General features: G+C 72.0%; 8 protein-coding genes. 6 read left to right on the top strand and 2 right to left on the bottom strand.

Annotation, left to right across the window (positions count from 1 at the left end; all coding sequences use genetic code 11):
• Nucleotides 1-18: 18 nt before the first annotated feature.
• On the bottom strand, nt 19-393 hold the full coding sequence (locus OHQ87_RS17995) for a PH domain-containing protein (protein WP_328339313.1): 375 nt from the start codon (nt 391-393) through the stop codon (nt 19-21).
• Between the two features lie 164 nt (nt 394-557).
• On the opposite strand from OHQ87_RS17995, the gene OHQ87_RS17990 reads away from it, so the two are divergent.
• Nucleotides 558-3,137 carry a putative bifunctional diguanylate cyclase/phosphodiesterase gene (locus OHQ87_RS17990; protein WP_328339312.1) on the top strand — a complete coding sequence of 860 codons (2,580 nt, stop codon included), beginning with the start codon at nt 558-560 and terminating at the stop codon, nt 3,135-3,137.
• Nucleotides 3,138-3,184: 47 nt separating this feature from the next.
• Here OHQ87_RS17990 and OHQ87_RS17985 read toward each other — a convergent pair whose 3' ends face one another.
• The gene (locus OHQ87_RS17985; RefSeq protein ID WP_328339310.1) at nt 3,185-4,204 is read right to left on the bottom strand and encodes a LacI family DNA-binding transcriptional regulator; all 1,020 of its coding nucleotides are present in this window, start codon (nt 4,202-4,204) and stop codon (nt 3,185-3,187) included.
• Nucleotides 4,205-4,594: 390 nt separating this feature from the next.
• Here OHQ87_RS17985 and OHQ87_RS17980 point away from each other — a divergent pair, with 390 nt between their 5' ends.
• The 5 genes from OHQ87_RS17980 (at nt 4,595) to OHQ87_RS17960 (ending at nt 12,557) form a co-directional block, all read left to right on the top strand.
• Nucleotides 4,595-5,875, top strand: coding sequence for an ABC transporter substrate-binding protein (locus OHQ87_RS17980; protein WP_328339308.1), 1,281 nt, complete (start codon nt 4,595-4,597; stop codon nt 5,873-5,875).
• Between the two features lie 44 nt (nt 5,876-5,919).
• Nucleotides 5,920-6,933, top strand: coding sequence for a carbohydrate ABC transporter permease (locus OHQ87_RS17975; protein ID WP_442930504.1), 1,014 nt, complete (start codon nt 5,920-5,922; stop codon nt 6,931-6,933).
• Between the two features lie 169 nt (nt 6,934-7,102).
• The gene (locus OHQ87_RS17970; RefSeq protein WP_328339306.1) at nt 7,103-8,008 is read left to right on the top strand and encodes a carbohydrate ABC transporter permease; all 906 of its coding nucleotides are present in this window, start codon (nt 7,103-7,105) and stop codon (nt 8,006-8,008) included.
• A complete protein-coding gene (locus OHQ87_RS17965) occupies nt 8,005-10,455 on the top strand; it encodes a glycoside hydrolase family 2 protein (protein WP_328339304.1) in 2,451 nt (816 codons plus the stop codon). Before OHQ87_RS17970 ends, OHQ87_RS17965 begins: the two co-directional genes overlap by 4 nt.
• A gap of 92 nt (nt 10,456-10,547) precedes the next feature.
• A complete protein-coding gene (locus tag OHQ87_RS17960) occupies nt 10,548-12,557 on the top strand; it encodes an FAD-dependent oxidoreductase (RefSeq protein WP_328339302.1) in 2,010 nt (669 codons plus the stop codon).
• Nucleotides 12,558-12,714 lie beyond the last annotated feature (157 nt).

Here is a 12,714-nt window from a genome sequence, read left to right as displayed (position 1 = left end):
GTGGGGCGGCTGCCCGGCTCAGTGGGTGTCGGGCCGGGTCTGCCCGGTGATCGAGACCAGTCGGGGCAGGTCCGCGCCGCGGACGGCGGGAAGGGGCAGCTGATGCCCGTCGGCGAGCCGGACGACGGCCCGGCCGCGTGGGTCGGCGGCCAACTCGACGACCTGTTCCCAGGGCACCCGTCGGCTTCCGGCCAGCGCTCGCAGCCGCAGCTCGCGCGGGTCGGCGTCGGTGCCGGAGCGCCAGGCCCAGACCGCGACGACAAGCGGGATCAGCAGTACGGGCAGCAGGTACCACCGGGCGGCGGCCAGGGGCAGCGCGCCGACGGTGGCGATCACGGCCGCGACCAGGATGGCCTGGTTGTGCCGGAAGCGGATGGTGTCGGCGCTACTCACCCCCCGATGATCCCACCTGCGGCCGGGCCGACCGGCACCCGGGGCTGCCGCCGCGAATAGGTGACGCGGGTCACGGCAGAGGGGCATAACCGGGGGGATTGCGGCTCGTTGAAACGCTAACCCCTTCTGCACCGGCCCGTGTCCCCCTCACGAAGGCGACCGCCGTGACCGTCGCTCCCCTCCTCCGCCGCCCACCGTCCGCCCCGATCGTGTTCTCGCTGCTCGCCGCGCTGCTGATCGGTGCCGGCCTGGCAGATGTCCTCCCGCCGCTGGCGGCCACCGCGCTCGCCGGCGCCGGCGGCTGCGCGCTGGCCATCCGTCGACTGTTCCGACTGACCACCACGGGTGGCCCGGACCGGCGGGCCCGGCACCGCCGCCGGGCCGCCGCCCTGCTCAACGCCGCGGTGACGGTGGCCGGGCTGACCGTGGCGGTGTTACCGCTGACGCCGACGGTACGGCGGGTCGAGGTCGCGGCGGTCGGGCTCGGCGTGGCCACCCTGGCGTACGCGGTCGGTCTGCTCCTGCTGCCCGGCCACTCCCGGCTGACTCCCCGGGCCCGGTTGCGCCGTGGGGTGGACGTGCTCGGCCTGGGCACCGCGCTGCTCTTCGCCGGCTGGGTGCTGGTCCCGCCCGGTCCGGTGCCGCCGGTGGTCCGGGTGGTCACCGTGGTCGGCGCGGGTGGTCTGGCCGGGTTGCTGGTGAGCGCGTTGGCCGACGGGCGTCGTCGTCCCGGGGCGGCCCGCTGTCGGGTCGGGGCGGCGGCCGTCCTGCTCGGGCTGGCCGACCTGGTGGCACTGCTGGCCTACCGGGCCCCCGGGGCGGCGCTGCTGACCGCGGTGCCGTTGCTGGCCGGCGGGGCGCTGCTGACCGCCACCGCGATGGCCCGGGTCTCGGCGGGTGACCCGGCCGGTCTGTCCGGTCCACCGCCGGCCTGGCCACGGGTGACCGCCCCCGCGGTGGTGGCCACCGTGGCGGCGGTCGGCCACCTGGTGTTCGTGGGCGGCTTCACCCGGACCGCCGTCCTGCTGGGGCTGGCGGTGATCCCGCCGTTGGTGGGCCGGGAGTTGATCTCCGCGACCGACAACCGACGGTGGGCGGGCCTGCTGGCCGCCCGGGAGGCGTATTTCCGGACGTTGGTCTCGGGTGGTCGCGACCTGACCCTGGTGCTCGACGACGGGTTGCGGGTCCACTGGCTGTCGGAGGCCGGCGAGCGCTGGTTCGGGCTGCGCCAGGACGAGGTGTGCGGGCTGGCGCTGGCCGACCTGTTGCACCCGGACGACGCCCCGGTCGTCCTGGCCCGGCTGGCCGCGCAGCCCGACGACGGTGTTCCGCCGCTGCTGGTGGCCAGGATGCGGGCCGGTGACGGTGGCTGGCGCGAGATCGAGTCGACGGTGAGCGACCAGCGGGACGTGCCGGAGGTTGCCGCGGTGGTGCTGCACGTGCGGGACGTCGGGGAACGCCGCCGGTGGGAACGTGAGCTGCGTCGGATCGCGGCCACCGACCCGCTCACCGGGCTGGCCACCCGGCGGGAGCTGTTGCGGGTGCTCGACGAGCGGTGCGGCACGCCCGGTGCCCTGCTCGTGCTCGACGTGCACGGCCTCGACCTGTCGCCGGACGGGCCCGCTCCCGCGGGGGCCGACGCCGTCCTGACCACCACCCTCCGCCGGCTGCGTGACGTGGTCGGTCCCCGGGACCTGGTGGCCCGGCTGTCCGGCACGGAGTTCGCGGTGGTCACCGATGCCGCCTCGGTGCCGGCGTACGCGTTGGGCGGACGACTGCTCGCCGCGTTGACCGAGCCGTGTCCGGTGTCGACGGGGATGGTGCGGTTACGGGTCGGCGTGGGCCTGGCCGAGCTGGCCGGCGCGGGGCCGCCGGACGTGCTGCGCCAGGCCGAACTGGCGCGTCGCCGGGCCGTCCAGCTCGGCCGGAACCGGGTCGAGTTCTACGACGCCTGCCTGGAGGAGCAACTGGTCCGCCGGCTGGACCTGGAACGGGAACTTCCCGGCGCGCTGGCCCGGGGCGAGTTGGACCTGGTCTACCAGCCGGTGCTGGCGTTGGCCGACCGGCGCCCCGCCGGCATCGAGGCGTTGTTGCGGTGGCGCAGCCCGGTCCTGGGCACCGTGCTGCCGGCCGAGTTGTTACCCGTCGCCGAGGATCTCGGCCTGCTGGGTGAGCTGGGTAGGTGGGTGCTGGACCGGGCCTGCCGGCAGCTCGCCGACTGGTCGTACGGGGGCCGGGAACTGTGGCTGGCGGTCAACGTCACCCTGGCCGAGCTGTTGGCGCCGGATCTGGTGCCCCGGGTGGCGGCGGTGTTGGCCGGGCACAACGTCCCGGCGGAACGGCTGGTGCTGGAGATCGCCGCGTCGAGGCTCGGCACCGATCTGCCGACGGTGGTGACCCGGCTTGCCGGGTTGCGGTCGATGGGGGTGCGCACCGCGCTCGACGACTTCCGGGCGGAGCACGCCTCCCTGGCCCAGCTCCGCCGGCTGCCGATCGACCTGTTGAAGGTGCAGCCGCAGCCGGCCGTGCCGGCCGACGGTGCCCGTCCGCTGATCGACGTGGTGGTGGGCCTGGGGGAGCGGCTGGGGGTGACGGTGGTGATGGCGGAGCTGGAGTCCGAGCCGGACGTCGACCGGGCTACCCGGGCCGGCTGCCGGTACGGCCAGGGTTACGCGCTGGCGCGGCCGGCCACCGCCGAACGGGTCGAGGCGTACTTCGCGGAGTTCCCGACCACAGCCCGGTGAGATCGACCGCCCCGGTGAGATCGGGTAGGCGGCTTTCCTGAACCGGTTCACCTCGCCCGGGGCGGTGCGGTGCTGCCGCGCGGGGTCAGGTGCGCCGTCTCGTCCTGGAGCCCGTCGACCGGCTCGCCGGCGATGACGGCGAGCAGTTGGCGGGCGGCGTGCGCGCCGTAGGCGGGGATGTCCCGGCTGAGCGCTGTCAGCGGCGGGTGGACCAGCTGGCACAGCGGGGAGTCGTCCCAGGCCACGATGGACAGGTCGGCGGGCACGCCGAGCCCCATCTCCTGGGCCACGGAGAGCCCGGCGATCGCCATCACGTCGTTGTCGTAGATCAGCGCGGTGGGGCGCTGGGCGGAGCTGAGCAACCGTCGGGTGGCCCGGGCGCCCTCCTCGCCGGTGTAGTCGGACCACACGGTCGCCGCCTCGGTGAGCCCGAGCCGACCGCACACCTCGGTGAAGGCGTCGGTCCGGATGCCGGTGTGCAGCAGCGAGGGCAGACCACCGACCCGGGCGATCTTGCGGTGGCCGAGCGCGACCAGGTATTCCACCGTCTCGGCCAGCGCCGCCGCCTCGTCGGACCAGACGCTGGCCAACGTGCCGGTGTGCCCCGGCCCGCCGATCACCACGGCGGGTAGTTGCAGTTCTTCCAGGGCGGGCACCCGGATGTCGTCGGTACGCAGGTCGCAGACGAGGACCCCGTCCACCCGCCGCTCGGCCCACCACCGTCGGTAGACCGCGATCTCCGCCTCCTGGTCGGCCACCACCTGGAGGGTCAGCGCGTACGAGCGGGCGGAGAGTTCGGCCTCGACGCCGCTGATCAGCTCCATGAAGAACGGCTCGATGCCGAGTATCCGGGCTGGCCGGCACAGCGCCAGGCCGACCGCGTCGGCGGTGGCGCCGGAGAGCGCGCGGGCGGCGCTGCTCGGGCTGAAGCCGATCTCGGCGGCGATCGCCAGGATCCGCTGCCGGGTGGTCTCCGAGACGCCCGGTTGCCCGTTGAGCGCGTACGAGACCGCGCCCTTGGACACTCCGGCGCGTCGGGCGACGTCGGCGATGGTCGGCCGCTTCACCGGCGGGTCTCCTCCACTCCTCGCGGCCTGGGCAGGCCGTCCACGGGGCCGGGATCGCCGGCGGTGCCCACGCTACCGGTGCCTGGTCCGGCCGGTGTCCCCGGCTGTGGTCGACCCCTGCCCGTCGTGGGCGGACGATCTGCTTGCCCGGTTAAGCGCGGCAGTCGCGTCGCGCCCGGATAGGGGCGCGCGGGGCTGCCGTGCGGGCCGACAGAGCCGCCTCATCACGACTGGTCACGCTCCCATGGGCACCCGCAGGTTACCGGTCGAGAGCGTTGTTAACCGGCCGTTGACAGTGCACGGGGTGGCCCGTACGGTGGCCTCACTTATCCGGTTCAGTCAACGTTCCTCGATGTCTGGAGCGTTCCCCATGCGTGCGCGGAGGATGAGATGACACGGTCCTGGACCCACTGGGCCCGCGCGGCGGCGGTCGGTGCCGTCAGCCTGACGATGATCGCCGCGTGCAGCGGCAAGAGCACCACCGACTCGGGCGGCAAGGGCGGCCAGGTCACCCTCAAGATCAATTTTTGGGGCGACTTCGGTCTCCAGGACCTCAAGACCCGCTACGAGGCCGACCACCCCAACGTCAAGATCCAGCTCAACTCGGGCGAGTACAACGCCCAGCACGAGGATCTCCAGAAGAAGCTGGTCGCCGGCAACGGCGCGGCGGACATCGCCGCCGTCGACGAGGGCTTCATGGTCCAGTTCCGCAGCCAGTCCGACAAGTTCGTCAACCTGCTCGACAAGGGCGCCAACTCCTACGAGAGCAAGTACCTGCCCTGGAAGTGGAAGCAGTCGCTGTCGGCCGACGGCAAGAGCCAGATCGGCCTCGGCACCGACGTCGGTGGCCTGGCCATGTGCTACCGCACCGACCTGTTCAAGGCCGCCGGGCTGCCCACCGAGCGGGACCAGGTCTCCGCGCTCTGGCCCACCTGGGACAAGTTCATCGAGGTCGGTCAGGAGTACACCGGCAAGACCAGGAAGAAGTTCCTCGACTCCGGCACCAATTTGTTCAACCCGATCCTCGGCCAGCAACCGGTCGGCTTCTACACCGACCAGGAACAGCTCCAGATGGAGCAGGGCCCGAAGGTCGCCTTCGACTACACGATCAAGGCGATCGGGGCCGGGCTCTCGGCCAACCTGACCAGCTTCCAGGCCGACTGGGACAAGGGCTTCACCGCCGGCTCGTTCGCCGTGCTCGCCTGCCCGGCGTGGATGCTCGGCCACATCAAGGACACCGCACCCGGCACCCAGGGCAAGTGGGACATCGCCGCGGTGCCCGGTGGCGGCGGCAACTGGGGCGGCTCGTTCCTCACCATCCCCAAGCAGAGCAGGCACGTCGACGAGGCGTACCAGCTGCTGGAGTGGCTGGTCCAGCCGGAGCAGCAGATCGAGATCTTCAAAAAGGTCGGCAACCTGCCCTCACAGCCGGCGCTCTACGCCGACCCGGCGATCGCCGAGTTCAGGAACCCGTTCTTCAACGACGCGCCGGTCGGGCAGATCTTCCCGAAGATGGCGCAGGGGCTGACCCCGCAGTACCTGGGCAAGAAGAACGGCCCGACCCGGGTCGCCGTGGAGAACGTGATCACCCGGGTGCAGAACAGGACCCTGAAGCCGGACGCCGCCTGGGCGGAGGCGGTCAAGGAGGCCGAGAAGGCCGGCACGTCCTGACCGTCCGCACCTCCCGTCACGTCCCCGGCCCTGGAGGGTGTCCTGTGTCCACCACCCGTGCCGCGTCGCCGTCGAGTCACCGCAACGGGCCGGAGCACGATCCCTCCGGGGCCGGTGACCGGTCGCTCGACTGGCGCAACCGGCTGTACCGCTTCGACATGCGTTACCTGCCCTACCTGATGGTCGCGCCGTTCTTCCTGCTCTTCGGCGTCTTCGGGCTCTTCCCACTGCTGTTCAACGGGGTCGTCGCGCTACGCAACTACCGGCTCGACGACCCGACCCTGCCGTACTGGGCGGGTGTCGCGAACTTCAGCCGGCTCGCCGGCGACGAGGACTTCTGGAACGCGCTCTACAACACCTTCGGCATCTTCCTGCTCTCCTCGGTGCCGCAACTGCTGCTGGCGCTGGTGGTCGCCTCGCTGCTCAACCGCAGGCTGCGGGCGCAGACCTGGTGGCGGGTCGGGGTGCTGCTGCCGTACGTCACCCCGATCGTCGCCTCGACGATGGTGTTCAGCGCGTTCTTCTCCCGCAGTTTCGGGATGGCCAACTGGTTGCTCGCCGAGGTGGGCATCGGCGGGACCGGGGACGCCGCGATCGACTGGCGGGCCGACAAGCCGCACGCCTGGATCGCCATCGCCACCATGGTCAACTGGAAGTGGATCGGCTACAACGCCCTGCTCTACCTGGCCGCCATGCAGTCCATCCCACGCGACGTCTACGAGGCGGCGGCGATCGACGGGGCCGGCCCGTGGCGGCAGCTCTGGCGGATCACCGTGCCGATGATCCAGCCGGTCATCGTCTTCACCGTGGTGCTCTCCACCATCGGCGGGCTGCAACTGTTCACCGAGCCGATGCTGTTCGACCTGAACGCGCAGGCCGCCACCGGCGGGCCGAACGGCGAGTGGCAGACCATCGCCCAGCTCATCTACAAGGTCGGCTGGAAGGACCTCAACCTCGGCTACGCCGCCGCGATGTCCTGGGCGCTGTTCCTGATCATCCTGCTGGTCACCGGCCTCAACACCCTGCTCACCAACCGCCTGTCGGGAGGTCATCGGTGAGCGCGAGGAACGCAGCGCAGCGGAGTACCGCAGTCGCGAGCGAAAGGTCATCGGTGAGCGCGAGGAACGTAGCGCAGCGGAGTACCGCAGTCGCGAGCGAAAGGTCATCGGTGAGCGCGAGGAACGTAGCGCAGCGGAGTACCGCAGTCGCGAGCGAAAGGGGACACCGATGACCGTCGTCGCCCCGCCACGGCCCACCGGACCGACCCGCCGACGGCACCGGCCCGCCCTTCCGGGCCGCGCGCCGCAGGACACCCCGGCCGGCCTCGGCACGTACCTGCTGCTGTCGTTGACCTTTCTGTTCGCCGCCTTCCCGCTCTACTGGATGTTCGTCATCGCCACCAGCGACGACGAGGCGCTGGCCAAGCTGCCACCGGCGGTGGTGCCTGGTAACCGGTTCCTGGCCAACCTGGAGGAGGTCTTCTCCCTCCAGGACGTCTACTTCGCCGCCTCCCTGATCAACAGCTTCATCGTGTCGACAGTGGTGACCGCCTCGGTGCTCTTCTTCTGCTCGCTGGCCGGGTTCGCCTTCGCCAAGCTGCGGTTCCGGGGCAGCAACATGCTGATGCTCCTCGTGGTGCTCACCCTCACCGTTCCCAACCAGCTCGGCATCGTCGCGCTCTACATCGTGATGGGAAAGCTCGGCTGGAACGGCACCCTGCTGGCGGTGATCGCGCCCGGCCTGGTCACCGCGTTCGGGGTGTTCTACATGCGACAGTTCATCGTCAACAGCGTGCCCGACGAGCTGATCGAGTCGGCCCGGGTCGACGGGGCGACCACCATGCGGATCTACCGCAGCATCGTGCTGCCGGCGATCCGTCCGGCCCTGGCCGTGCTGGGCCTGCTCACCTTCGTGGCCACCTGGAACGACTTCCAGTGGCCGCTGATCACGCTCAGCGGCACCGACTACCCGACCTCGATGGTGGCCATCTCCGATCTGGCGAGCGGTAACTACGTCATCTACCGTCGGGTGCTCGCGGGGGCGTTCATCGCCACGGTGCCGTTGCTGGTGATGCTCTTCGTCGGCGGCCGGCAGATCGTCCGGGGAATCATGGAAGGCGCGGTGAAGTCGTGAGCGAGCAGGTGTTGCACGAGGGTTGGCGGTTGCGCGCGGTGTCCGGTCCGCAGGTGCCCGACGCCGTGGCCGGTCGGGCGGTGCCGGCAACCGTGCCGGGCTGCGTACACACCGACCTGCTCGCCGCCGGCCTGATCGACGACCCCTACCTCGACGACAACGAGACGGCGCTCGCCTGGATCGGCCGCACCGACTGGGAGTACGCGACCACGTTCGTCCACCGGCCCGGCGACGACGACCGGGTCGACCTGGTCTGCGCCGGGCTGGACACGGTCGCCACGATCACGCTCAACGGGGTCGAGGTCGGCCGCACCGCCAACATGCACCGGTCCTACCGCTTCGACGTGCGGTCGGCGCTGCGGCCGGGGGAGAACACCCTCGCCGTCCGGTTCGACTCGGCGTACCGCTATGCCGAGGAGCAGCGGGACCGGCTCGGCGACCGGCCCAACGCCTACCCGGAGCCGTTCCAGTTCGTCCGCAAGATGGCCTGCAACTTCGGCTGGGACTGGGGGCCGACGGTGGTGACCGCCGGGATCTGGCAGCAGATCGGGCTGCACGCCTGGTCCACTGCCCGGCTGGGCACCGTCCGTCCACTGGTGACGGTGATCGACGGCGCGGGGCGGGTGGAGCTGCAGGTCGAGGTCGAACGGGCGGCCGACGTGCCGTTGACCGTCCGGGCCGAGGTCGCCGGGGTGGTCGGCGAGACGACCGTCCCGGCCGGGCGGCGCACGGCCGCGCTGACCCTCACCGTCGCCGACCCCGAGCTGTGGTGGCCCCGGGGGTACGGCGCACAGCCGCTGCACCCGCTGACGGTGACCCTGGCGACGGCGGACGGTCACACCCTGGACACCTGGTCACACCGGATCGGGTTCCGCTCGGTACGCCTGGACACCACCCCCGACGCCCACGGCACCCCGTTCACCCTGCACGTCAACGACGTGCCGGTGCTGGTCCGGGGAGCGAACTGGATCCCCGACGACGCGTTCCCCACCCGGATCACCCGGGACCGGCTGGCCCGGCGGTTCACCCAGGCCGCCGACGCCAACGTCAACCTGCTCCGGGTCTGGGGCGGTGGCCGCTACGAGTCGGCCGACTTCTACTCCCTCGCCGACGAGCGGGGGCTGCTCGTCCAACAGGACTTCCTGTTCGCCTGCGCGGCCTACCCGGAGGAGGAGCCGTTCGGCACGGAGGTCGAGGCGGAGGCGCGGGAGCAGGTGACCCGGCTGGCCGGGCACCCGTCGTTGGTGCTCTGGACCGGTAACAACGAGAACATCTGGGGCTGGCACGACTGGGAGTGGCAGGAGCGGCTGGCCGGGCGCACCTGGGGACGGGGCTTCTATCTCGACCTGCTGCCCCGGGTGGTCGACGAGCTGGACCCGACCCGCCCGTACTGGCCGGGTAGCCCGTGGTCGGGCACCGAGGCGATCCACCCCAACGACCCGGCGCACGGCACCACGCACATCTGGGACGTCTGGAACACCGACGACTACACGAAGTACCGGGAGTACGTCCCCCGGTTCGTCGCCGAGTTCGGCTACCAGGCGCCCCCGGCGTACGCGACGCTGCGCCGGGCGCTCTCCGACGAGCCGCTGGCGCACGACTCACCGGGGATGACCCACCACCAGAAGGCCGCCGACGGGGACGCGAAGCTGCAACGCGGGCTCGACGCCCACCTGCCCGCCCCGGCCGACTTCGACGACTGGCACTACCTGACCCAGCTCAACCAGGCGCGGGCGATCCAACTGGGGGTGGAACACTTCCGCTCCCACCGGGACGTCTGCTCCGGCACCATCGTCTGGCAGCTCAACGACTGCTGGCCGGTCACCTCGTGGGCGGCCGTCGACGGCGACGGCCGCCGCAAACCCCTGTGGTACGCGCTGCGCCGGGCGTACGCCGACCGGCTGCTCACCGTCCAGCCCCGTGACGGCGGGCTGGCCCTGGTGGCGGTGAACGAGACGGGCACCCCGTGGCGGGCCCCGGTCACGGTGACCCGGTCCACCCTGCACGGCGAGCCGAGGGCGAAGACCTCGTACCGGCTCGACGTGCCGGCGTACGCGGCGGTGACGTTGCCGCTGCCGGCGGACCTGGCGGTGGCGGAGGAGGAACGCCGGGAACTGCTTGTCGCCGAGGCCGGTGACAGCGCGGAGCGGGCGCTGTGGTTCTTCGCCGAGGACCGGGACGCGCACTGGCCGGCGGCCCGCTACGAGGCGACGGTGGAGGAGGTCGAGGGTGGTCAGCGGGTCCGGGTCACCGCACAGACCGTGCTGCGCGACCTGACCCTCTTCCCGGACCGCCTCGACCCGGCCGCCGAGGTCGACGCGGCCCTTGTCACAGTGCTGCCGGGGGAGTCGGTCACGTTCACGGTGACCGGTGGTGCGCCGCTGGACCCGGCGGAGCTGACCAGCCGCCCGGTGCTGCGCTGCGTCAACGACCTGGTCGACGGCTGACCCGCCCCTTGACAACCCCCGTCCGATCAACGAAAGTCGATGCATACCGGTGCGGCGGCGCGCTCCTTCCCCTCCTGCGAAGGGCAGCCGCGATGTCGCCTGCGCTCACCCGCCGTCACCTGTTCCGCCTCGGCGGGGCCACCCTCGTCGTCGCCGCCGGCACCGGTCTCGGCCTGCCCGCCCTCGCCGCCGGCACCGTCACCGTCGACCTGGTGATCTACGGCGCGACCTCGGCCGGCATCATGGCTGCCGTGCAGATGCGCCGGCTCGGCGGCACCGCCGTGATCGTCGAACCGGGCAGCCACGTCGGCGGGCTCACCACTGGCGGACTCGGCTACACCGACAGCGGCACCAGCGCCGCCATCGGCGGCCTCGCCGGGGAGTTCTACCGCCGGGTGTACGCCCGCTACCAGGGCACCCCGGTCACCCCCGACTCGCCGATGCGGCTGGTCTTCGAGCCGCACGTGGCCGCCGAGGTCTTCGACGACCTGCTCACCGAGTACGCGGTCCCGGTCTACCTGAACGCGCCGCTGGCCACGGTCGCGCGGACCGGCGACCGGATCACCGGGCTGGTCACCGACAACGGGCAGCTCTTCGCCGGGCCGATGTTCGTCGACGCGACGTACGAGGGTGATCTGATGGCCGCCGCCGGGGTGTCGTACGCGGTCGGCCGGGAGGCCAACACCGCGTACGGCGAGACGGTCAACGGGGTGCAGTTGCGCGGGGAGCACCAGTTCACCCGGCCGGTCGACCCGTACGTGGTGCCGGGCAGCCCGGCCAGCGGTCTGCTCCCCGGCATCTCCGCCGCCCCGGTCGCGCCGAACGGCACCGGCGACGACCGGATCCAGGCGTACAACTTCCGGATGTGCCTGACCCAGGCCGCCGGCCGGGTCCCGTTCCCGCAGCCGGCCGGCTACGACCCGGCCGACTACGAACTGCTGCTGCGGTACGTGCAGGCCGGCTACACCGGGCCGTTCTTCACCACGCAGAGCGTCGGCGGCGGGAAGACCGACTCGAACAACACCGGGGCGTTCTCCACCGACTTCATCGGCGCGAACTACGCCTTCCCGACGGCCGGCCGGGCGCAGCGGGCGAGCCTGGTCGCCGACCACCGGACCTACCAGCAGGGCCTGCTGTGGTTCCTGGCCAACGACCCCCGGCTGCCGGCGACTGTCCGGGCGGGGGTCGCCGGCTGGGGCCTGGCCGCCGACGAGTTCACCGCCACCGGCAACTGGCCCCCACAGCTCTACGTCCGCGAGGCCCGCCGGATGGTCTCGGCGTACGTGATGACCGAGCGGGACTGCCGGGGCAGCGTACGGGCCGCCGACTCGATCGGGTTGGCCAGCTACACGATGGACTCGCACAACTGCCAGCGGGTGGTGGTGAACGGGCTGGTGAAGAACGAGGGCGACGTGCAGGTCGGGGTGCCCGGCCCGTACCCGATCAGCTACCGGTCGATCGTGCCCACTGCCGCGCAGTGCGCCAACCTGTTCGTGCCGGTGTGCCTGTCGGCCACCCACATCGCGTACGGGTCGATCCGGATGGAACCGGTCTTCATGATCCTCGCCCAGTCCGCCGCGACGGCGGCGAAGCTGGCGCTCGACGCGGGGGTGCCGGTGCAGCAGGTCGACGTCGCCGCCCTCCAGGCCCGGTTGCGCGCCGACGGGCAGCTCCTCACCTGGCCGCCCACCGCCGACGGCGAGATCGTGGTGGACAACCGGGCGGCCGGGGTCGCCCGGTCCGGTGTCTGGGTGGGCAGCACCGCGATCGGCGGCTACTGGGGGTCGGACTACGAGCACGACGGCAACACCGGCAAGGGCGTCAACCGGCTGCGGTTCACCCCGTCCCTGCCGATGGCCGGGAGCTGGGTGGTCCAGGTGCGCTGGACCGCCGACCCGAACCGGGCCAGCAACGTCCCGGTCGACGTGGTGCACGACGGTGGGGTGACCACCCGGGTGGTCGACCAGCGCACCTCGGGCGGGCAGTGGGTGTCGTTGGGGACCTACCGGTTCCCGGCGGGTACGGCCGGCAGCGTGCTGATCCGCACCGACGGCACCGACGGCTACGTCGTCGCCGACGCGGCCCGCTTCGTACCGGCCTGACCGTGCGGCCGCCGATCCGTCCACGGCAGCAGCGGGAGCGGTGTTGCGGCGGTGCTGCGGAGTCGAGTACGTTCTGCGGCACGCCGTCGAGCCGGGAGGAGGTCAGAACGATGTCCGATGTTCTGCGCCCCCTCCGCGTCCCGGCGTCCACGCGGGT

The organism is Micromonospora sp. NBC_00421 (assembly GCF_036017915.1).
Taxonomy (GTDB): Bacteria; Actinomycetota; Actinomycetes; order Mycobacteriales; family Micromonosporaceae; genus Micromonospora.
Note: the sequence above shows the minus strand (reverse complement) of the source record. Positions and strands in the feature narration are given on the sequence as shown.